The organism is Comamonas sp. lk (assembly GCF_900564145.1).
Lineage (GTDB): Bacteria > Pseudomonadota > Gammaproteobacteria > Burkholderiales > Burkholderiaceae_C > Comamonas.
This window is the reverse complement of the sequence record NZ_UOOB01000001.1, coordinates 799,798-821,303: the sequence shown is the minus strand read 5'-3', so window position 1 is coordinate 821,303 and position 21,506 is coordinate 799,798. Positions and strand designations below refer to the sequence as shown.

The 21,506-nt window shown below is 62.4% G+C and carries 16 protein-coding genes and 1 riboswitch; of the genes, 3 read left to right on the top strand and 13 right to left on the bottom strand.

The features are described 5' to 3' along the window. The first annotated feature begins 113 nt into the window (after window positions 1–113). Both EAO39_RS03710 and EAO39_RS03705 read left to right on the top strand, forming a co-directional pair. A complete protein-coding gene (locus tag EAO39_RS03710; protein ID WP_120970643.1) occupies window positions 114–1,472 on the top strand; it encodes a M23 family metallopeptidase in 1,359 nt (452 codons plus the stop codon). Window positions 1,473–1,609: 137 nt separating this feature from the next. Continuing rightward, entirely contained in the window at window positions 1,610–2,749 is a 1,140-nt protein-coding gene (locus EAO39_RS03705; RefSeq protein ID WP_120966211.1) for an anhydro-N-acetylmuramic acid kinase, read from the top strand. 67 nt (window positions 2,750–2,816) lie between these two features. On the opposite strand, the gene EAO39_RS03700 is transcribed toward EAO39_RS03705, so the two are convergent. The 7 genes from EAO39_RS03700 to rplM form a co-directional block, all read right to left on the bottom strand. After that, window positions 2,817–4,118 (bottom strand): NCS2 family permease, encoded by a 1,302-nt coding sequence (locus EAO39_RS03700; RefSeq protein WP_120966210.1) that lies wholly within the window; start codon window positions 4,116–4,118, stop codon window positions 2,817–2,819. 162 nt (window positions 4,119–4,280) lie between these two features. After that, a complete protein-coding gene (gene xdhB, locus EAO39_RS03695) occupies window positions 4,281–6,716 on the bottom strand; it encodes a xanthine dehydrogenase molybdopterin binding subunit (RefSeq protein WP_120966209.1) in 2,436 nt (811 codons plus the stop codon). A gap of 1 nt (window position 6,717) precedes the next feature. Further along, window positions 6,718–8,343, bottom strand: a complete 1,626-nt coding sequence (gene xdhA / locus EAO39_RS03690; RefSeq protein WP_120966208.1) for a xanthine dehydrogenase small subunit — start codon at window positions 8,341–8,343, stop codon at window positions 6,718–6,720. Window positions 8,344–8,707: 364 nt separating this feature from the next. Continuing rightward, on the bottom strand, window positions 8,708–10,129 hold the full coding sequence (mdtD, locus tag EAO39_RS03685; protein ID WP_120966207.1) for a multidrug transporter subunit MdtD: 1,422 nt from the start codon (window positions 10,127–10,129) through the stop codon (window positions 8,708–8,710). A 115-nt stretch (window positions 10,130–10,244) separates the two neighbouring features. After that, entirely contained in the window at window positions 10,245–10,610 is a 366-nt protein-coding gene (gene erpA, locus EAO39_RS03680) for an iron-sulfur cluster insertion protein ErpA (protein WP_120966206.1), read from the bottom strand. A 224-nt stretch (window positions 10,611–10,834) separates the two neighbouring features. Further along, window positions 10,835–11,227, bottom strand: coding sequence for a 30S ribosomal protein S9 (rpsI, locus tag EAO39_RS03675; RefSeq protein WP_120966205.1), 393 nt, complete (start codon window positions 11,225–11,227; stop codon window positions 10,835–10,837). A gap of 11 nt (window positions 11,228–11,238) precedes the next feature. Beyond that, a complete protein-coding gene (gene rplM / locus EAO39_RS03670) occupies window positions 11,239–11,667 on the bottom strand; it encodes a 50S ribosomal protein L13 (protein ID WP_120966204.1) in 429 nt (142 codons plus the stop codon). A gap of 353 nt (window positions 11,668–12,020) precedes the next feature. On the opposite strand from rplM, the gene rlmJ reads away from it, so the two are divergent. Next, the gene (rlmJ, locus tag EAO39_RS03665; protein ID WP_120966203.1) at window positions 12,021–12,887 is read left to right on the top strand and encodes a 23S rRNA (adenine(2030)-N(6))-methyltransferase RlmJ; all 867 of its coding nucleotides are present in this window, start codon (window positions 12,021–12,023) and stop codon (window positions 12,885–12,887) included. Between the two features lie 89 nt (window positions 12,888–12,976). On the opposite strand, the gene EAO39_RS03660 is transcribed toward rlmJ, so the two are convergent. From EAO39_RS03660 to EAO39_RS03635, 6 genes are all read right to left on the bottom strand, one after another. Next, entirely contained in the window at window positions 12,977–13,762 is a 786-nt protein-coding gene (locus EAO39_RS03660) for a septal ring lytic transglycosylase RlpA family protein (RefSeq protein ID WP_240466889.1), read from the bottom strand. Between the two features lie 73 nt (window positions 13,763–13,835). Then, window positions 13,836–14,663: a methylenetetrahydrofolate reductase [NAD(P)H] gene (metF, locus tag EAO39_RS03655; protein ID WP_120966202.1), complete on the bottom strand. Its 828-nt coding sequence runs from the start codon at window positions 14,661–14,663 to the stop codon at window positions 13,836–13,838. 68 nt (window positions 14,664–14,731) lie between these two features. After that, the gene (locus tag EAO39_RS03650; RefSeq protein WP_120966201.1) at window positions 14,732–15,916 is read right to left on the bottom strand and encodes a TlyA family RNA methyltransferase; all 1,185 of its coding nucleotides are present in this window, start codon (window positions 15,914–15,916) and stop codon (window positions 14,732–14,734) included. A 212-nt stretch (window positions 15,917–16,128) separates the two neighbouring features. Further along, window positions 16,129–17,559 (bottom strand): adenosylhomocysteinase, encoded by a 1,431-nt coding sequence (gene ahcY / locus EAO39_RS03645; protein WP_120966200.1) that lies wholly within the window; start codon window positions 17,557–17,559, stop codon window positions 16,129–16,131. Window positions 17,560–17,634: 75 nt separating this feature from the next. Continuing rightward, a riboswitch (S-adenosyl-L-homocysteine riboswitch) is annotated at window positions 17,635–17,743 on the bottom strand. A 308-nt stretch (window positions 17,744–18,051) separates the two neighbouring features. Next, window positions 18,052–18,753, bottom strand: coding sequence for a response regulator (locus EAO39_RS03640; protein WP_120966199.1), 702 nt, complete (start codon window positions 18,751–18,753; stop codon window positions 18,052–18,054). 35 nt (window positions 18,754–18,788) lie between these two features. After that, window positions 18,789–21,479: a sensor histidine kinase KdpD gene (locus EAO39_RS03635; protein ID WP_120966198.1), complete on the bottom strand. Its 2,691-nt coding sequence runs from the start codon at window positions 21,477–21,479 to the stop codon at window positions 18,789–18,791. Window positions 21,480–21,506: the final 27 nt, after the last annotated feature.

Below are 21,506 nucleotides of genomic sequence, written 5' to 3'. Positions count from 1 at the left end.
TATAGACCTCTTTGGATGGACATATGGCACGGTTGAGCGTGCTGGAGCTCGTGTCAGTCGTAACAAAGCGCCAACTCACCAGACACGCCTATCCCCAAGGATCTGAAGTTTTGATTAATGGCCTGAAAAATGCCGGTAGTGCATTGATTGCGCGGCTGACCGTCGCCCTGCAAATGCACCCCAAGCGCGTCACCGCAGCCGTAGCGGCTCTGTTGTTAACCGGTGGCAGCGGCGCATTCGCAGTGGCCAGCCTGGGTCCAGATCCTGCCGACCTCCCGGTGCGCACACTGACCGAGTCCGTTGCCTCCCTGGCAGACGGCCATGAGCTGGCGGATCTGACCGATCTGCAGTCGTTCTCGCTCTACCGCTCGGAAACCACCCGCGCCAACGACACGGCAGAGTCCCTGCTGCAGCGCCTGGGCATTGCCGACCCGCAGGCCGCCGCCTATATGCGCGCCAGCGATGCCGTGCGCCAGAACGTGCTGGGGCCCGCAGGCCGCCTGGTTTCGGCCGAAACCACCAGCGATCATCAGCTGAGCAAGCTGATCGTGCGCTGGGCACCCGATGAGGACGGTACTTTCCGCCGCCTGACGCTGGAGCGTGTGGATGGCAAGCTGAGCACCAAGATCGATTCCGGCAAGTTGACGGCCTCTCCCCGTCTGGCGGGCGGCGTGATCCGCTCCTCCTTCTTTGCCGCGACGGACGCCGCCGACATCCCGGACAGCGTCTCCATGCAAATGGCCGACATCCTCCAGGGCGAGCTGGACTTTCGCCGTGGCCTGCGCAAGGGCGACCGCTTTGCCGTGGTCTATGAATCCCTGGAAGCCGATGGCGAGCCCCTGCGTGCCGGCCGTGTGCTGAGCACCGAATTCCACAACAGCGGCAAGGTGCACCAGGCCCTGTGGTTCCAGGACGAAGGCAAAAAAGGCGCTTACTACTCCCTGGACGGCAAAAGCAAGCGTCAGGCCTATCTGAACTACCCCGTGGAGTTCTCGCGCATCAGCAGCAACTTTGCCATGCGTCTGCACCCCATCCAGAAGACATGGCGCGCCCACCTAGGCACCGACTTTGCAGCACCTACCGGCACCAAGGTACGCACCGTGGGTGATGGCGTGGTGTCCTTTGCCGGCGTGCAAAACGGCTATGGCAACGTGATCTTTATCGAGCACGCCAACCAGCACACCACCGTCTACGCCCACCTGAGCCGCGTGGACGTCAGGCAAGGCCAGCGCGTGGATCAGGGCGATATCGTGGGCGCCGTGGGCTCCACCGGCTGGGCTACCGGCCCGCATCTGCACTTCGAATTCCGCGTCAAGGGCCAGCAGCAAGACCCGCTGAGCATTGCCCAGGCCGCCGATACCGCCAAGCCCATCTCCAAAGCCAGCCGCCCCACTTTCGAGAAGCTGGCCGCGCAGATGCGCGTGGAACTCAACGCTGGCACCCAGTCGTTTGCCATGGCCAGCACACGCTAAGCCGACGCGACTCCATCACCAAAGGGCTGCCTATGCAGCCCTTTGGTTTTATGTAGCGAAAATGGCTGCTGCGCTTACATGACATGCGCCATACGCTACAGCTATGATAGTGCTCACTCCGTCAGCACCCAAACACCATGAGCCACGTCATCGCCTCAGCCGCCCAGCGCACTATCTATATCGGCCTGATGTCCGGCACCTCGCTCGACGGCGTGGACGGCGTGCTGGTGGACTTTGCCCACGGCACCCAGGTACTGGCCCACGCCAGCAGCGGCTTTGACGAGGAGCTGCGTGCCGAGCTGCTGGCCCTGAACACCCCCGACGGCCACAACGAGTTGCACCGCGCCTTGCTGGCCGCCAATGCCCTGGTTCGCTGCTATGCCCGGGTCGTCCGTCAGCTGTTGCAGCAAAGCGGCCTGCCGGCCTCCAGGATCGCCGCCATCGGCGCCCACGGCCAGACAGTGCGCCACCGTCCCCAGCTGTTTGACGGCACAGGCTATACGCTGCAGCTCAATGCTCCGGCCTTGCTGGCCGAGCTGACCGGCATCACCGTGGTGGCCGATTTGCGCAGCCGCGATGTAGCCGCTGGCGGCCAGGGTGCGCCCCTGGTACCCGCTTTTCACCAGGGCGTGTTCGGCAGAGCCGAGCAAACCACGCTGGTGCTCAATATCGGCGGCATTGCCAATCTCAGCGTGCTGGGCGCGGACGGCAGCGTGCTCGGTTTTGACAGCGGCCCTGGCAATGCGCTCATGGATGGCTGGTGTCTGGAGCACACCCGCAAGCCCTATGACGAAGGCGGGCGCTGGGCCGCCTACGGCCAGCTCATTCCTGAGTTGCTGGACAGCATGCTGGCCGAGCCCTTTCTGAGCCTGCCTCCCCCCAAGAGCACGGGACGCGATCTGTTTCACGCCCAATGGCTGGCACAGCAGTTGCAGGCGCTGCACAACACTCCGGCCCCGGCCGATGTGCAAACCACGCTGACCGAATTCACGGCGGCTAGCTGCGCCGATGCCGTCAAGCGCTTTGGTCGCGACGGCAAGCAGTTGCTGGTTTGCGGCGGCGGCGCGCTCAACAGCTATCTGATGCAACGCCTGGCCGCCTTGCTGCCGGGCGTACATGTCACCACCACGGCCGCACGCGGCCTGCCGCCGCTGGAGGTGGAGGCCGCCGCCTTTGCCTGGCTGGCACGCCAGTGCCTGCTGGGCCTGCCCGGCAATCTGGCCAGCGTGACGGGTGCCAGCGGGCCGCGCATTCTGGGTGCAATCTACCCGGCATAACCATGGACCTCACCGACATGAAAAAGGCGGCTTGAAAGCCGCCTTTTTTGCTGGAATCAGCGATTGATCAATGTCCGCCCAAGTAAATGAACTTGAACAGGAACACCACGGCGATCAGCCACACAATCCAGTGCACCTCTTTGACCTTGCCGGTAAACAGCTTGAGCACGGCATAGGTGATGAAACCAAACGCCAGACCGTTGGCGATGGAGTAGGTGAAAGGCATCATCAGCGCGGTGATGACGGCAGGCACGGCCTCCGTGGTTTCTTCCCACTGCACTTCCGTCAGATCCTTGAGCATCAGGCAGGCCACGAACAGCAGCGCCGGTGCCGTCGCATAACCGGGCACCACGCTGGCCAGCGGAGCGATGAACAGGCAGGCCAGGAACAGTACCGCCACCGTGAGTGCCGTCAGTCCGGTGCGGCCGCCGGCTTGCACGCCGGCCGCGCTTTCCACATAAGCCGTGGTGCTGGAGGTACCCAGCAGCGAACCCACAAAAATCGCACCGGAATCGGCCAGCAGCGAGCGGTTGAAACGCCCCATGCGCTCAGGCACCAGCAGGCCGGCACGGCGGGCCACGCCCATCAGCGTGCCGGTGGCGTCAAACAACTCCACCAGGAAGAACACCAGCACCACGTTTAGGATGCCGCTGGTCAACGCAGTCTTGATATCGAGCTTGAGGAAGGTGGGCTCAATCGATGGCGGAGCCGAGAAAATGCCGTTGAACTGGTTGCCGCCAAAGAAGAAGGAGGCCACGGTCACCGCCAGAATGCCGATCAGCAAGGCACCGGGCACCTTGAGCCTGTCCAGCACCACGATGAGCAAAAAGCCCAGGGCCGCCATGATAAGTTCGGGCTTGTGCAGATCGCCCAGAGTGACCAGGGTGGCCTTGTCACCGACCACGACACCTGCCGATTTCAAGGCAATCAAGGCCAGGAACAGGCCAATACCCACGGTAATCGCCACGCGAATCGAATGCGGAATGCCCTTGATGATCAGCTCGCGCAGGCCGAACAAGGTGGCCAGCAGAAACAGACAGCCCGACACAAACACGGCGCCCAGCGCGGCCTCCCAGGTGTAGCCCATCTTGAGCACCACCACATAGGCAAAGTAGGCGTTCAGCCCCATGCCAGGCGCCAGCGCAATCGGGTAATTGGCGTACAGCGCCATGATGGTGGAGCCCAGGGCCGCAATCAGGCAGGTGGCCACAAAGACCGAGTCCTTGGGCATGCCCGCATCCCCCAAGATGGTGGGATTGACGAACATGATGTAGGCCATGGTGAGAAAGGTCGTGAGGCCCGCCACCAATTCGGTGCGCACGTTGGTGCCGTGCTCGTTGAGTTTAAATATTCGCTCTGTCCAGTTCATTACTAAGTCTCCGTGTTGTTTTTGCATGCATGGCGCAACGATGAGGAACGCGCCTTCCTGCACACCGGCCCCGAGGACGGCGCGCAACATAGCCTCCGCCTCTTTGGGCGAACAGCAATGACTTTTTTCGATAGCTGCAGGCCCTAGGGCCTACAACACCCTTCAGGAAAACCCGGCAGTGTGCGCCTGAACGGCTTCCAGTGCACGAAGGATGGCTTCTGGCGTGGCCGGCGCACGCAGCGCCGGGTTGCAACCCGCAGCGCCGGTGGCGGCAATCGCATCGCGTATGGCGAAGAAGACGGAGAACGGCAGCAGCAGCGGCGGCTCGCCCACAGCCTTGCTGCGGTGGATGGAATCCTCGTGGTTCTCGCCCTCGAACAACCTCACGTTGAACACGGGCGGGCAGTCATTGGCCGTGGGAATCTTGTAAGTGCTGGGAGCATGGGTGGTGAGCTTGCCGCTTTGCGGATGCCAGACCAGCTCCTCCGATGTCAGCCAGCCCATGCCCTGAACAAAAGCACCTTCCACCTGGCCCACATCGACTGCGGGGTTCAGCGAGCGCCCCACGTCATGCAGCACATCGGCCCGCAGCAGCTTGTGCTCACCGGTCAGCGTGTCGATCACCACCTCGCTCACGGCCGCGCCGTAGGCAAAGTAATAGAACGGATGGCCTTTCATGGCTTTGCCATCCCAGTGCAGGCCGGGCGTGGCGTAGAAGCCGTCAGACCACAGCTGCACGCGCTGCAGATAGGCGCTGCGCACCAGCTCCGCAAACGGCAGGCTGCGGCCGTTCACCTGCACGCAGTCATTGGCAAAGCGCACGCTGGCAGCATCGCCGCCATGCAGCTTTGCCGCGCATTCGGCCAGACGCTCGCGCAGCTGGCGCGCTGCATCCTGTGCCGCCTTGCCGTTCAGATCGGCACCGGTCGACGCCGCCGTGGCCGAGGTATTGGCCACCTTGCTGGTATCCGTGGCCGTGACGCGCACGCTGTCAAAGGCCACGCCCAGTTCGTGGGCCACCACCTGCGCCACCTTGGTGTTCAGGCCTTGGCCCATCTCGGTGCCGCCGTGGTTCACCAGGATGGAGCCATCGGTGTAGATATGCACCAGTGCCCCGGCCTGATTGAAGTGGGCCACGTTGAAGGAGATGCCGAACTTCAGCGGCGTCAGCGACAAGCCTCGCTTGAGCACGGGACTGCTGGCGTTGAATGCATCCACGGCCGCACGGCGGGCACGATAGTCGCTGGACGCCTCCAGCTGCTGCACCAGCTCATGGATGACGTTGTCCGCCACGGGCTGCTCATACGGAGTGACGTTGTTGCCGTCCTTGCCGTAGAAGTTGACGCGGCGCACGTCCAGGGCATCGCGCCCCAGCTTGCAGGCAATGGCCTCCATGATGTTCTCGATGGCAATTGCGCCTTGCGGGCCGCCAAAGCCACGGAAAGCCGTGTTGCTCTGCGTATTGGTCTTGCCCGTGAAGCCATGCATGCTCACATCGGGCAACCAGTAGGTGTTGTCGAAATGGCATAGCGCCCGCGTCATCACCGGGCCGGACAGATCGGCCGAGTGGCCAGCGCGCGAGACCATGGTGATTTCCACGCCCAGAATCCGGCCCTCGTCGTCGTGGCCGACCTCGTACTCATACCAGAAGCAGTGGCGACGGCCCGTGATCATGAAGTCGTCATCCCGGTCCAGGCGCAGCTTGACCGGCTTTTTCAGGCGCGTGGCCGCCACCGCTGCCACGCAGGCAAACAGGCCGGACTGCGACTCCTTGCCGCCAAAACCGCCACCCATGCGACGGCACTCCACCTGCACGGCGTGCGAGGCAATGCCCAGCGCATGGGCCACCAGATGCTGCATCTCGCTGGGGTGCTGGGTGGAGCAGTGCAGATGCACGGCCCCGTCTTCCTTGGGAATGGCGTAGCTGATCTGTCCTTCCAGATAGAACTGCTCCTGACCGCCCACATCCAGCGAGCCTTTGAGCTGATGCGCAGCGCCGTCGATGGCGGCACGCGCACCGCCGTCACGGGTGCTGCGGTTCAGGTGCATGGGCGGCAGCACATACTGGCCCAGCTCATGGGCTTTTTGCGGCGTCAGCACCGGCGCTTCTTCGGTGATGCTGGCCACGCTCTTGGCCATGGCTGCTGCGCGTCGTGCCGCATCGCGGCTGCGGGCAATCACGGCAAACAGGGGCTGGCCCACGTAGCGGATCTGACCGTCGCACAGAATGGGATCGTCGTGAATGATGGAGCCGCAATCGTTGACGCCGGGGATATCGGCCGCCGTGATCACATCCACTACGCCGGGCATGGCGCGCACGGATTCCAGCGCCAGCGCCGTGAGTCTGCCGTTGGCCACGGGCGACAGGCCGAGTGCGCAATGCAGCGTGCCTTCCAGCTCGGGCAGGTCGTCGATATAGGCGGCTTCACCCGCCACATGCAGATGGGCCGATTCATGTTTACGGCTGATGCCCACACGGGCGCCGCCGTTCAAGGCCTGGGCTTCGGTAGGTTCGTCGAGGCGATAGGCCGTGTTCTTGCGGTAGTCGGCAAAAACTTCGGCAATCTGGGCCTTGCTCAGTTCACGTGGATTGTTCATTTCAGTCTCCTTGCTCCACGGCGGCAGTCATGGCGGCATGCGGCATCACGCTCCACACGCTGGTGGCTTGCGTATTCATGGGCTGGTCGGCACGCGTTTCCAGCCACAGGCGTTGAATCAGGTTTTGCGCGACCTTCAGGCGATAGTCGGCACTGGCACGCATATCGCTCATGGGTTTGAAGTCCTGGGCCAGAGCCAGCTGGGCGGCTTTGGCATTCTCCTGAGTCCAGGGCTTTCCAAGCAGCATGGACTCTGCGTTAGCAGCTCTTCTTACCGTAGCAGCCATGCCGCCGAAAGCCAGGCGCACGGTCTTGACCACATCGCCATCGAGTTCGATGGAAAAGCCTGCGCACAGGGCCGAGATATCGCAGTCAAAGCGCTTGCTGATCTTGTAGGCACGCACCTGACGGCTGCTGACATGCAGGGGAATGGCCAGGCCCTGCACAAACTCGCCGGACTCGAGCTGGCTCTTCATATAGTCCAGATAAAAGTCCTGCAGCGGCATGCGGCGCACGCGTTCGCCCTTGCGCAGTTCAATCTGTGCATCCAGCGACATCAGCACCGGCGGCGAATCCCCGATGGGCGAGCCGTTGGCCACATTGCCGCCCATGGTGCCGGCGTGGCGTATGGGAGTGGAGGCAAAACGCAGCCAGACATCGGTCAGGCTTTCAAAGCGCTGGGCCAGCGCGCCCCAGGCCGCTTCCAGCGAGGCTGCGGCACCGATATAGAGTTCCCCCCCTTCGGCATCCTCACGCACCTCGATGCGCTTCATCTCGCTCACATCGCCCACGTAGAGGATGTCGCCCAGATCGCGGAACTGCTTGTTCACCCACAGTCCCACATCGGTGCAACCGGCCACGATGCGCGCCTGGGGCTTGGCTTCGCACAAGCTGGCCAGCGCATCCAGCGTGCGCGGTGCGTGAAAGTGGTCGGTGCGCAAGCCGCTGGCAACGGCATAGTCGAAACCGGCATCGCCATGTTGCAGGCCTTGCAAGGCGGCCACGACTGGCGCGGCATCCAGGCGCACGGCCGGCAGATCGAACATGCGCTGGCCGGCATCCAGAATCGGGCGGTAGCCTGTACAGCGGCACAGATTGCCCGACAGCTCGTCGGCCAGTTGCTGGCGCGTGGGCTGGCTGCCCTGCTGCTGGTGGTGCTCATAGCTGGACCACAGCGACATGGCAAAGCCGGGGGTACAAAAGCCGCATTGCGAGCCATGGCAGTCCACCAGCGCCTGCTGCACCGGGTGCAGGCTTTGCGCTTCTGAATGGCCGGACTTTCCCGCGCAACCCTGGGCGCCAGCTGCGGAGCACTGGGCCATGGGCTTGAGGTCTTCAACCGTGAACAAGGCCTTGCCATTGAGGCTGGGCAGGAACTGAATGCAGGCATTCACCGTCTGCAGGCGCAGACCGCCGATGGCATCCTTGGCGCCGTCTTCGGCCAGCTCGGCAATCACCACGGTGCAGGCACCGCAATCGCCTTCGTTGCAGCCTTCCTTGGTGCCGGTGCAGTGCGCGTCTTCGCGCAACCATTCCAGCACCGAACGGGTGGGATGCGGGCCTTGGATCTGAACCACCTCGCCTCTATGGAAAAAGCGGATGGGCTGTGGACTGTTGCTGGTGCTCATATTCGTGGGGGCAAGGGCTTTGCCAGGTATTTGCGGGCCTGCACGCAAGCGGCGTGCCACTTGGAACGCGGGCAGTGCAGGCTATGGTGCATAGACTACGGCCTGCGCTGCCACCTTCACATATTGCAGCCCCCATATTGCCTATGTGGGGCGACTTATATCCCTGGCAAAAACTGGTGAGAACCCGCACAAAACACGGCACACCAAGGGTAAACACTGGAGTTCCGCAAAGCTGATCCGTACCCACGTTTTGCTTGACGCCTATTTTTGATAGCAGCTGGCGCTTGGCATATCCGAACTTCCTGCCTGGTCAAGCATGAAGTCCTTCAATCGCAAACGCTAGTCGCTATGAAGTTGATAAGACTCAAGCATCGCCGCCATCGGGCGCGGGCCGCACGGGCTCATCCGTTTCCAGCTGACTGAACACCAGCGTGGCGGCCAGCGTCATCAGCGCCACCGTGGCAAAAGTGGCGCGAATGGCCAGCATGCGGTCGTCCACATCACCGGGCCACATCTCGGCATAGCCCGTCAGCAGCGCGCCGGCGATGGCCACCCCCATGCTCATGGCCAGCATCTGCACCATGGACAGCAGGCTGTTGCCGCTGCTGGCAAACTCGCCCTCCATGTCCTTGAGCGTGACGGAATTCATGGCGGAAAACTGCATGGAGTTGAAGCCGCCAAAGATGAACAGCTGCAGCAGAATCAGCCAGGTCGGCGTACCCACCGTCACCAGACTGAACGAGCCCAGCATCACCGCCAACATCACGGAGTTGACCTGCAGCACCCGTTTGTAACCAAAACGCTGCACGGTGCGCACCGCCACCCGTTTGACCAGCATGCTGCCGGTCACGGTGGCCAGCATCATCATGCCGGCGTTCATGGGCGACATCTTCAGACCGATCTGCAGCAGCAGCGGAATCAGAAACGGCGCAGCACCGCTGCCAAAGCGGGTAAACAGATTGCCCAGCAGGCCCACGCGCAGCGAACGCACGCTGAACAGCGCCGGAGGGAACAAGGGCGTTTCGGTACGCAGGGCGTGCATCCAGTAACTGGCCAGGCTGGCCAGACCAAACACCATGAGCACGACCACCAAGGCCATGCCCAGCCCCATGCCGGACATGCCATCCAACGCAATCGAAATCGCCACCATGCCAAAAGCCAGCAAGGCATAGCCCGCACCGTCAAACTTGCGCACCTGCACCGGCGGGGACTTGGGAAACCAGCGCCAGGTGGCCCACAGGCCGAGCATGCCCACCGGCACGTTGATCCAGAAGATCCAGTGCCAGGAGGCGTACTCCACCATCCAGCCCCCTAGCGTAGGGCCTAGCAAGGGCCCGACCTGACCCGGGATGGCAATGAAACTCATGGCCCGGATGAACTCGCCGCGCGGATAAGTGCGCAGCACGGCCAGCCGCCCCACGGGCAGCATCATGGCTCCGCCCACGCCCTGCACCACCCGGGCCGCGATCAGAAACGGCAGGCTGGGCGAGAGCGCGCACAGCACCGAGCCGATGACAAACAAGGCAATCGCCCAACCGTATATGCGGCGCGTGCCAAAGCGATCCGCCACCCAGCCCGTGGCCGGAATCAGCATGGCCGTGGTCAGCGCATAAGCCACGATGACGGACTGCATCTTCAACGGGCTCTCGCCCAGCGCCTCGGCCATGGACGGCAGGGCTGTGTTGAGAATGGTCGCATCCAGCGACTGCATGAAAAAGCCTATGGCGACCAGCCACAGCAAACGTTCTTTATGCGGCGCACTGCCGGGCGCAGTCATCTCTCCCATCAGCCTTCTCCAGAAAATTCCTATGCATCAGACGCAAAAAAGCCGCTGTCAGGCAGCGGCTTTCAAGTGTGCGTTCACCAGCGCAGCAGCAGCTGGTGCGCCGGCCTCCATGCGCTTAAACCGAGAAGCTGGAACCGCAGCCACAGGTAGTGGTGGCATTCGGGTTCTTGATCACGAACTGGGCACCTTGCAGGTCTTCCTTGTAATCGATCTCGGCGCCCAGCAGGTACTGGTAGCTCATGGCATCGATCAGCAGGGACACACCGTTCTTGGTCATGGTGGTGTCGTCTTCGTTGGTGATTTCATCAAAAGTGAAACCATATTGAAAACCCGAGCAGCCGCCACCCTGCACAAACACGCGCAGTTTCAGATCGGGGTTGCCCTCTTCGGCGATCAGATCGGCCACCTTGGCGGCAGCGCTGTCCGTAAAGACGATGGGGGCGGGCATTTCTGTGGTGGGGGATTCAGCAACGGCGCTCATGGCAACACTCCGTAGTTTTCTTGATTAGTCGAAATGGTACAGCAACAGGCTCGGGAATTCAGACCCTGCCACTTTGTCGACAGGCCCTGTAAGGGCATTTGCAGCCGCCACCAAGAGCGTTGAGACGCCCACAAAAAAGCCGCCGAAAACTTGCGTTCGAGGCGGCTTTTTTGTGGGAAGGCCCAGCTGGCAAGCCAGACAGACCTTCCTGCAGTGGAAGCGAATTAACGCTTCGAGAACTGCTTGGCGCGGCGTGCGGAGCGCAGACCGACCTTCTTACGTTCGACTTCACGAGCATCGCGAGTCACAAAGCCGGCTTGGCTCAGGACGGGCTTCAGAGCTGCGTCATAGTCGATCAGGGCACGGGTGATGCCGTGGCGGGCTGCGCCAGCCTGACCAGATTCACCGCCACCGTGGACGTTGATCTGGATGTCGAAAGTTTCCAGGTTCTCGGTCAGAGCCAGAGGCTGCTTCGCGATCATGATGGAAGTTTCGCGGCCGAAGTACTGTTGAATGTCTTTGCCATTCACAGAGATCTTGCCGGAGCCCTTCTTCAGAAATACACGTGCGACGCTGGACTTGCGACGGCCGGTACCATTGTTCCAATCACCAATCATCTCTAGTCTCCTTAGATTTCCAGAGCCTTGGGCTGCTGAGCGGTATGGGGGTGTTCAGCACCGCCGTACACCTTCAGCTTCTTGATCATGGCGTAGCCCAGAGGACCCTTGGGCAGCATGCCCTTGACGGCCTTTTCCAGAGCACGGCCAGGGAACTTCGTCTGCAGATCGCGGAAGTTGGTGGCAGTGATGCCGCCTGGGTAACCGGAGTGACGGTAGTACACCTTGTCCAGATTCTTGGTACCAGTGACCTTGATCTTGGATGCATTGATGATGACGATGTAGTCACCGGTATCAACGTGAGGTGTGTAAATGGCTTTGTGCTTGCCGCGCAGACGGAGTGCCACTTCGCTGGCGACACGTCCGAGCACCTTATCGGTGGCGTCAATCACAAACCACTCGTGTTGCACCTCAGCGGGCTTTGCGCTGAATGTAGACATGAGTTTTCTCTTTCAAGAGGGTTTGGCGAGTCCTTTTCCGCGGTCGGTGCTTCTTCTCAAAAAGGAAAACCTTTAAAGGAAGCCTCTTAGGCGGTATTTCTAGGGCTATAGCAAGTACAGCCAAAGACTTCGCCGCGGGACTCATAAAATCGCTGCGAAGCCCGCAATTATACAAAAACACCGCAGCACGTGTCGTTTCCGTCCAAAGGCTGTGGCAAATAAGGCCATTTGCCTCTTCACAGCAACGGTTTGACCGCGGTTTTTCGGCCCCCATACAACTTTCAGCCGCCAAGGGCATCGCCCTTCACCACACGCCTTCACGAGCGTCGCGCGGCTGGTTACCATCAGCACCTATGTTCAGTTATCGCCACGCCTTCCATGCCGGCAACCATGCCGATGTGCTCAAGCACACCGTCCTGATTGCCACCGTGCAATACCTCACGCAAAAGGAGGCTGCGCTGACGGTGCTCGACACCCACGCCGGCGCCGGCCTGTACCGCCTGGACGGCGACTACGCCAACAAAAGCGGCGAGGCCGAAGAAGGCGTGCTGCGCATGGCCGCAGCCAATCAGGCCGAGCTGGCCCCTGTGCTGCAGGACTATATGCAGATGGTGCGCTCCTTCAACCAGGGCGAAAAACTGCGCAACTACCCTGGCTCGCCCTTCATCGCCCAGGCGCTGCTGCGCCCGCACGACCGCCTGAAGGCCTTTGAGCTGCACCCTACCGACATGCGCTCCCTGGCGGGCAATCTGGGCCAGCTGGAAAGACACCGACAAGTGACCGTGCTGCCCGAGGACGGATTTGAGGGCGTGAAGAAATTCCTGCCCCCGCCATCGCGCCGCGCACTGCTGCTGTGCGACCCAAGCTATGAAATGAAGAGCGACTACGGCCGGGTGCTGGACATGGTGACGGACAGCATGAAGCGCTTTCCCACCGGCACCTACGCCATCTGGTATCCCATCATTCCGCGCCCCGACGCCCATGATCTGCCCAAGCGCCTCAAAACCATGGCCACCAAGGCCGGCAAGAGCTGGCTGCACGCCACGCTCACGGTCAAGAGCAACAAGACTTCCGAACGTGGCGGTCTGCCCGCCAGCGGCATGTTCCTGATCAACCCGCCCTTCAATCTGAAGGAGCAGCTCAAGCCCGCCATGCCGCAGCTGGTCAAGCTGCTGGGCCAGGACGGCAATGCGGCCTTCACGCTGGAGTCCGGCGGCTAAAACCGAGCGGCCTCTGACCGGAGGTCAAAAACAGAAAAAGGGGCTGCAAGCCCCTTTTTTGATGCTGTCTCAATGGCGCGGCGGCCGGCTTATTTGCGTCGCGTATTGCCCGCCACCACCTTGGACGCTGTGGCCTTGGTCGTGATTTTCTGGCGTGCAACGGCTCGTGGCTTGCTTTTGGCCACACTGCTCGCCTTGGCACTGGCGGTGCTGCTGCGCGGCTTCTTCTTTGCCGATGCATTGAGCTGAGCCGGACACTCGTCCTCATCCGCATCGAGCTGCCACAGCTCCACGGGTTTGATGCCCAGACCCAGCATGCCAAGCTCCTGCGCCGCAGCCTTGCTCAAATCGATAACGCGCCCGGGCGCAAACGGCCCGCGATCGTTGATGCGAACCACCACGCTTTTGCCGGTCACCGCGCTGCGCACGCACACACGGGTACCGAATGGCAGCGTCTTGTGGGCTGCCGTCAATTCGTTGAGATCGAAGCGCTCGCCGCTGGCGGTTTTGCGGCCATGGAACTGCTCGCCATACCAGGAGGCCTGGCCTTGCTGATCGCTCTCGCGCGGAGGGTTCAGCTCATATTTGTTGACGTCTTCCGGCGTTTCGGCCCGGTCCGCATCGGCAGGCTTGTTGGCACGCATGCCCAAGCCTTTGTCGCGGTACTGGCTGCGCGCATAAGCGTCGGGCAGGGACTCGGAGACTCCGGGAGAACCTGTGCGCTTGCCACCCTTGATCGCGGCACGCGCGGAGGTTTGAGTCTGGCCGCTATCGGCACCGGACTCGGGTGTGGGCGCGCAACCGGCCAGAATGGCCGTGGCAGCACCCAAAACCCACCACTGACAACAACGCCATCGCGACAACAGAATGTGCATGGACGGGATCTCCTTGACTAGCTCAAGTGAGTGCCGCCCAAGACTGCACCGCCGGGCGTGTTGCGTTGTGCGCTTACAGCCCCAGTCGGTCGCAGATCTCCAGAGTGGCGACGCTCTGGTTCATCGTATAAAAGTGCAGCCCGGGAGCTCCCTGGCTGCGCAGTTGTTCGCAGAGATGGGTCACCACGTCCAGTCCGAAGGAACGGATGGAGGCAGTGTCATCTCCGAAGGCCTGCAGACGCAGGCGTATCCAGCGCGGGATCTCGGCGCCGCAGGCGTCCGAGAAGCGCATCAGCTGTGTGGAGCTGGTGATAGGCATGATGCCGGGTACGACCGGAACATCGACTCCCATGCCACTCACGGACTCTACAAACCGGAAATATGCGTCGGCATTGTAGAAGTATTGCGTGATGGCGGAATCTGAGCCAGCCCGTACTTTAGCGACAAATGCGTCCAGATCGGCGCGTGGGGACTTTGATTGCGGGTGAAACTCAGGGTAAGCGGCCACTTCTATATGAAACCAGTCACCGAATTCCTGTCGCACGAAAGCCACAAGATCGCTGGCGTAGTGGAACTCGCCACCCAGGCCATAACCGCTGGGCAGATCGCCGCGCAAGGCCACGATGCGCTTGACGCCCATGGCCTTGAGAGCGCTCAACTCATTGCGCACCGACTCATGCGTGGCTCCGATACAGGAAAAGTGCGAAGCCGCGCTCACGCCCTCGTTCTGGATATCCCCCACCATGGTGAAAGTGCCGGACTGGGTAGAGCCGCCGGCACCGTAGGTGACGGAGCAAAACTGCGGCTTGCGCGCATACAGCGCCTGGCGCACGCCCACATGCTTGGCCGCGCCCTCGGGCGTCTTGGTGGGGAAAAACTCGAAGCTGATCGGAAAACTCATGGCGGTCTTGGTCTCTGAATCAAATCACGGGGTCAAATCACGAGTGCAATGCGCTGGGCTAAGAACGTTCAGCGTTCGTTGCGCTTTTTTTGCTTGGGGCGTGCAGGTCCGGGCTGGCCGAAGCTGTCGGCTTCAGGGTCTAGATTGATCACACGCTCATTGCGCTGCTCGCGCAGCGTGGTACGCGATACGCGCTTGACCGCCGGCTTGGCGGGCGCCGCATCGGCAGGCACTTCAGGCAACGCTTGCACCTGGGCACCTTGCTGGGCATGGACAAAGAACTCATGGTTGCCGTCTCCGCCTTCGATGGGCGAATCCAGCCACTTGAGCACCTTCAGGCCCAGGCCGTCCAGGCATTCGCGAATGCGCTGCTCGACTTCGGCGAACAGGGCCGCATCGCGCACAATGCCGCCCTTGCCCACCTGGCCTGGCTGCAGCTCGAACTGGGGCTTGACCAGCATCAGCAGATGGCCGTTGGGCTTGAGCAGACGTACGACGGCTGGCAGCACCAGGGTCAGCGAGATGAAGGAGACATCGCCGGTCACGAAATCGAATTCTGGCGTCACGTTCACATCGGCAAACTCGGCCTTGCGGCGGCGCTCGGTAGCAATCGTGCCTTCTTCGCGGGCCTTGGTCTTGCTGGCGCGTTCGAGCTTGAACTTTTCAATGTCCTGCTCTTTGGCGTCTTCGCTGTCGTCGTACTCTTCGTCGATCAGACCGCCGTTGCGCATCCAGGCATAGGGCGCCACGGGCTGGGTGTCGTTGTCGTCGGCGTCTTCTTCCCAACGCTCGGACAGCACTTCCTCGCAGGCATCGATCAGGCTCTCGGCCGTCATGGCGCGGGCGTTCAGCCCTTCCACGCAGATCACGCGCTCGTCGGCGCGCAGGCGATCATGCAACTGGCCGTGCCCCACATCCACGCCTATGACCTGGCTTGCGCCTTGCTGCAGCAGGCAGTCGGTAAAACCGCCCGTGCTCTGGCCCACATCCAGGCAGCGCAGACCGGCCACCTTCAGGCCCGTGGCCAGCAAAGCGCCTTCCAGCTTCAGGCCGCCGCGCGAGATGTATTTGGCCTCGGCCGCGTCCAGCAGCTGCAACTCGGCACCCGCAGGAATCTCGTCACCGTTCTTGGCAACCTTCTTCCACGGCGCCAGAGGCGTCAAGCGCCACTCCACACCCGAAGCAATCAGGCGCTGGGCCTGGGAGCGTGTGGAGGCATGACCGGCTTCCACCAAAAAAACATCTGCGCGCATAGCGTCGCTTCCTTTGAAACATCCAGCGCCGGGCACTGCGCAACAACACGCAGCGGGGCTTTGAGTACTGTATTTTTTGCAGCGGCTAACGCTTGACTGCATTGACTATCGGCATTGAATTCATCTGAAATTTAGAAAAATCCAGCGCTGACAGCTATCAAATAAATGAGCCTGCACCGGCCTTCAACAGCCGGTGCAGCAGCTACCGCAAATTAATAGCGGTAGGTTTCAGGCTTGTAAGGGCCTTCCTTCTTCACACCGATGTAGGCAGCTTGGGCATCGGTCAGTTCGGTCAGCATGGCGCCGACCTTCTTCAGGTGCAGACGGGCCACCTTTTCGTCCAGCAGCTTGGGCAGCACATAGACCTTACCTACTTCGTAGGCATCAGGGCGTGTGAACAGCTCGATCTGGGCGATGGTCTGGTTGGCAAACGAAGCGCTCATCACAAAGCTGGGGTGGCCGGTGGCGCAACCCAGGTTCACCAGACGGCCCTTGGCCAGCAGGGTGATCTTCTTGCCGTCGGGGAACTTGATCTGATCCACCTGGGGCTTGACTTCTTCCCACTCGTACTTCTCGATCGAAGCCACGTCGATTTCATTGTCGAAGTGACCGATGTTGCAGACGATGGCCTGGTCCTTCATGGCCACCATGTGCTCGTGGCGAATGATGTCCTTGTTGCCGGTGGTGGTCACGAAGATGTCGCACTTGTCGGCGGCATATTCCATGGTCACGACCTTGTAGCCTTCCATGGCGGCTTGCAGGGCGTTGATGGGATCGACTTCTGTCACCCACACCTGGGCGCTCAAGGCGCGCAGAGCCTGGGCGCAGCCCTTGCCCACGTCGCCGTAACCGGCCACGCAAGCGACCTTGCCGGCGATCATCACGTCGGTGGCGCGCTTGATGCCATCCACCAGCGATTCGCGGCAGCCGTACAGGTTGTCGAACTTGGACTTGGTCACCGAGTCGTTCACGTTGATGGCGCGGAACAGCAGGCTGCCGTTGGCCGACATATCGTTGAGGCGGTGCACGCCGGTGGTGGTCTCTTCGGTCACGCCCAGGATCTGGGCCGACTTGCGGGTGTACCAGGTGGCATCAACAGCCAGCTTGGCCTTGATGGCGGCAAAGACGATTTTTTCTTCTTCGCTGCCGGGGTTGGCCAGCACGGACAGATCCTTCTCGGCCTTCTGACCCAGGTGCAACAGCATGGTGGCATCGCCGCCGTCGTCCAGAATCATGTTGGGGCCTTCGTTTTCGGTGCCGGCGGCGCCGAATTCAAAGATGCTGTGGGTGTAGTTCCAGTAGTCTTCCAGCGACTCGCCCTTGATGGCGTACACGGGAGTGCCGGTGGCAGCGATGGCGGCGGCAGCGTGGTCCTGGGTGGAGAAAATGTTGCACGAAGCCCAGCGCACGTCGGCACCCAGGTCCTTCAGGGTCTCGATCAGCACGGCCGTTTGAATGGTCATGTGCAGCGAGCCGGTGATGCGCGCGCCCTTCAGAGGCTGGGCAGCAGCGAATTCTTCGCGGATGGCCATCAGGCCGGGCATTTCGGTTTCCGCGATGCGGATTTCCTTGCGACCCCAGTCGGCCAGGGTGATGTCGGTGATGGCCGAATCGGCAGGGTTGAAGCGAACAGCAGCGTTCATGGTTTTCTCCAAAAAATGAATGAAAAACCACGTTCAGCGGAAGAAGAGGGATAAGCCATCTCACCGCACAGAAAGCGTGGGTGAGCGTCGTTGCGGAATCGATAAATCGAAGGATCCGAGCCTCACGCCCCGCTGGTGCCTAGCTCTTGGCCGGCTGGGGAACGCTGCAACGCTCCTCGGATGGACGGCAATTATAAGGGTATAGGCACAGAGAGTGTGTTGACGATCTCTACGCAGCCGCGTTGAGGCGCAATCGGGATGAGTTCGAAGCGATGTGGAGCCACTTGCACCGGGGTGCAAGCCAGCCGCAGCGCGAAGAAATCGCCCGATTGCGCCTCAACCCTTGGGGCCCGTGCCTTTGCGGGCGCCCGGCCAGGGGCGGTCTGCGGTGTTGCGGTCGCTTGCAAGGCAACAGCCTTGCTGCGCACCCGCGCCTAGCATCTCATCCCGCAAAGACACTGGCGCGGCGCCGAGGAGACCGTCAACACACTCTCATAACCCCACAATCCGGTAGCCCACTTGCAGTTCGGTCAACAGATGGCGGGGCTGGGCCGCGTCCACTTCCAGCTTCTGGCGCAGATTGGCCATGTGAACGCGCAGATAGTGGGGCCTGTCCAGGTATTCAGGCCCCCAGACCTGCAGCAGCAATTGCCTATGGGTCAGCACCCGGCCGTGCCCGGCGATCAAGGCCGCCAGCAGGCGAAATTCAATCGGCGTCAGGTGAATGAAGGCATCGCCGCGCCGCACTTCATGACTTGCCAGATCCACCGTCACATCGCCAAAACGGGCCAGGCTGCCGCTCCTGTCGCCGGCCGTGGATTGCTGGCGGCGACGCAGCATCACGCGCAGACGAGCCAGCAGCTCGGGAATGCCAAAGGGCTTGCTCAGATAGTCGTCGGCCCCGGCATCAAGGGCCGCCACTTTTTCTTCCTCACGCTCGCGCGCCGAAAGCACCAGGATAGGTAGCTGGCTCCAGCCGCGCAGCTCGCTGATCACGCTTTTGCCATCGGCATCGGGCAGTCCCAGATCCAGCACCACGGCATCGGGCTGGCGGCTGGCAGCTTCGATCAGGCCGCGCTTGGCGGTGTCGGCCTCGAACACCTGCCAGCCTTCGTCTTCCAATGCCAGGCGCACAAAGCGGCGGATGCTGGCATCGTCTTCAATCAGCAAAATGCGGGGGGCTGCGTGGTTCATGTCTCAAAGCTCAATCTGGCAAAGCATTGTCGGCGCTATTCATCAATGGCCGGCTGATCCGGCACGGGCATGCGGATGGTGAACACGGTTCCCGGCCCCGGCTCCAGCGTTTCGGCCTGCAGGCTGCCGCCATGCACTTTCACAATGCGCTGCGCCAGCGTCAGCCCCAGCCCCATGCCGGAGACGGCAGATTCGGTTTCGCCGCGTGTAAACGGCTCGAACAGCTGCACCGGCTCCACATGGGCGGGCAAGCCGGGGCCGGCATCCTGCACGGTGACCAGGCAGTCCGCTCCATCCAGCCGCGCAGCCACGGTAATCGGCGTGCCCGGCGGCGTGTACTTGGCCGCGTTGTCCAGCAGATTCACCAGCACGCGCTCCATCAGCACGGCATCGATATGCAGCAGCGGCAAATCCACAGGCACATCGGTGCGCAGCACATGGGCCGCCAGGCGCTCGCGCATCTGCTGCAGGGCGCTGCCCACCAACTCGTCCACCGGCAACCATTCGCGCTTCAGATGCACGCCGCCTTGCTGCAGGCGTGCCATGGCCAGCAGGTTGTCCACCAACTGCTGCATGGCCTGGGCCTGATTGCGTATCTGCACCAGCATATCCGCCGCAGGGCCGGCAGGCGCATGCGGCAAGGCAGCCTGCGCCGCCCCCAGAATGCCGGTCAGCGGGGTGCGCAAATCGTGCGACACGGCAGACAGCAAGGTGTTGCGCATGCGCTCGCCTTCCATGGCCACCTGGGTCTGCTGCGCCACCTGCACAAAGTGCACGCGCTCCAGCGCCAGGGAGATCTGGCTGGCACAGGCGTCCAGCAGGCGCCGTTCCTCGGGTACACGCAGGCGCTCGGGCTGACGCAGCTGCAGCGCCAGCACGCCGCGGGAGCGCACAGGCGCCATCAGCGGCACATACAGCGCCGCAGTGGCGGCCAAGGTGTCGGTGCCGTGGCCGGCCATCTGGCCATGCTCCATGCTCCAGCGGGCCACGCTGGTGTCGATCACGCCTTCGCTGCCGCTGACAATATGCAGCTGCTCTTCACTGTCCGGCAGCAGCAGACCGGCTTGGGCATCGAACACGCCGGCGATGGTGGTCAGAGCAATCTGCGTGACCTGCTCCTGCGTGAGCGCACCCGACAGATCCCGCGCCAGCCGCGCCAGCGCACCGGCGCGCCGCTCGCGCTCGGCCGCCACCCTGGCCTCGCGGCGCAGCCGCGCCATCAGCTGACCGCAGACCAGGGCCACGCCCAGCATCAGACAGAAAGTGAAGATGTACTGCGTGTCATTGACGCTGAAGGAGTTGCGCGGCGGCACAAAGTAAAAATCGAAGAGCAGCACCGACAGCAGTGCCGCCCAGGCGCCCGGCCCGCGCCCCCAGCGCAGGGACGAGAGCACCACTACCAAAAGGAACAACATGACCACATTGGCCGGGTCAAACACCTCCAGCAATAGTTCTGCCAGACCGGCTGCAGCAAAACAGGCCAGCGTGACGCCCAGATATCCCTTCCAGGAAAAACCACGGTTTGCGCTGACCGGCTCAGGAGGAACGCTCTCGTTTCTGGAGCTATTGACCGACAGCACCAGCACGTCCAAACCCGGGTTGAGCAAAGCGATCTGCTCAGGCAGGCTGGGCCTCCGCCATGGCAGCCAGCGATTGAGGCGCTGCTGCACCCGCGCCAGCACCAGATGGCTGGCGTTGCGCTCACGCGCAAAGTCCACCAGCGCCTGCGCCACATCGGCACCGGGAATGGTGGCGGTATCCGCGCCCAGGCGCGCCGCCAGCGCCAGCGTCTTGAGCACGGCTTCCTGCGCGGGGCGCGGGCGGTGCTGGCGCTCGGGCGCGTCCACATAGACCACCACCCACTCGGCCTCCAGCCGACGCGCCAGCCGCGCCACCTGGCGCACCAGCGCACCATCGCCGGCACGGCCGCCAATGCCGACCAGCAGCCGCTCGCGTGCGGGCCAGACTTCGCCAATCGCGCGCTCGCGCCGGTAGTCGCGCATGTCTTCGTCCACGCGATCAGCCGTGCGGCGCAGCGCCAGCTCGCGCAAGGCCAGCAGATTTCCCAGGCGAAAGAAGTTGCGCGAGGCACGCTCGGCCTGCTCCAACGGATAGACCTTGCCGGACTTGAGCCGCTTGAGCAGCTCTTCCGGCGGGATATCGACGACGATGACCTCATCGGCTTCATCAAAGATCTGGTCGGGCACGGTCTCGTGCACCTGTATGCCCACGATGCCGCCAACCACATCGTTAAGACTCTCCAGATGCTGGACGTTCAGCGTGGTCCAGACGTCGATGCCCGCGTCCAGCAGCTCCTGCACATCCTGCCAACGCTTGGGGTGGCGCGAACCGGCCACATTGCTATGGGCCAGCTCGTCCAGCAGCAACACGCCGGGGCGGCGCAGCAGTGCGGCATCCAGATCAAACTCCGGCAACTGCTTGCCCTGGTAGTTGAGCATGCGACGCGGCAGCAGCTCCAGCGCGTGCAGCTGCTGCTCGGTCTCGGCCCGGCCATGGGTTTCGACCAGGCCTACCAGTACCTCCCGGCCCGCCTGGCGCTCGCGCTGCGCGGTCGCCAACATGGCATAAGTTTTGCCCACACCGGCGTTGGAGCCAAAGTAAATACGCAGCTTGCCCCGTTGCGCCTGCTGCTGCTCGGCTTGCAACTGAGCGACCAGCGCATCGGGATCGGGGCGCAGGGCCATGGAGATGTTGTTGCTTGGCATGGGGATATCAGCGTATCACTCTCGCCC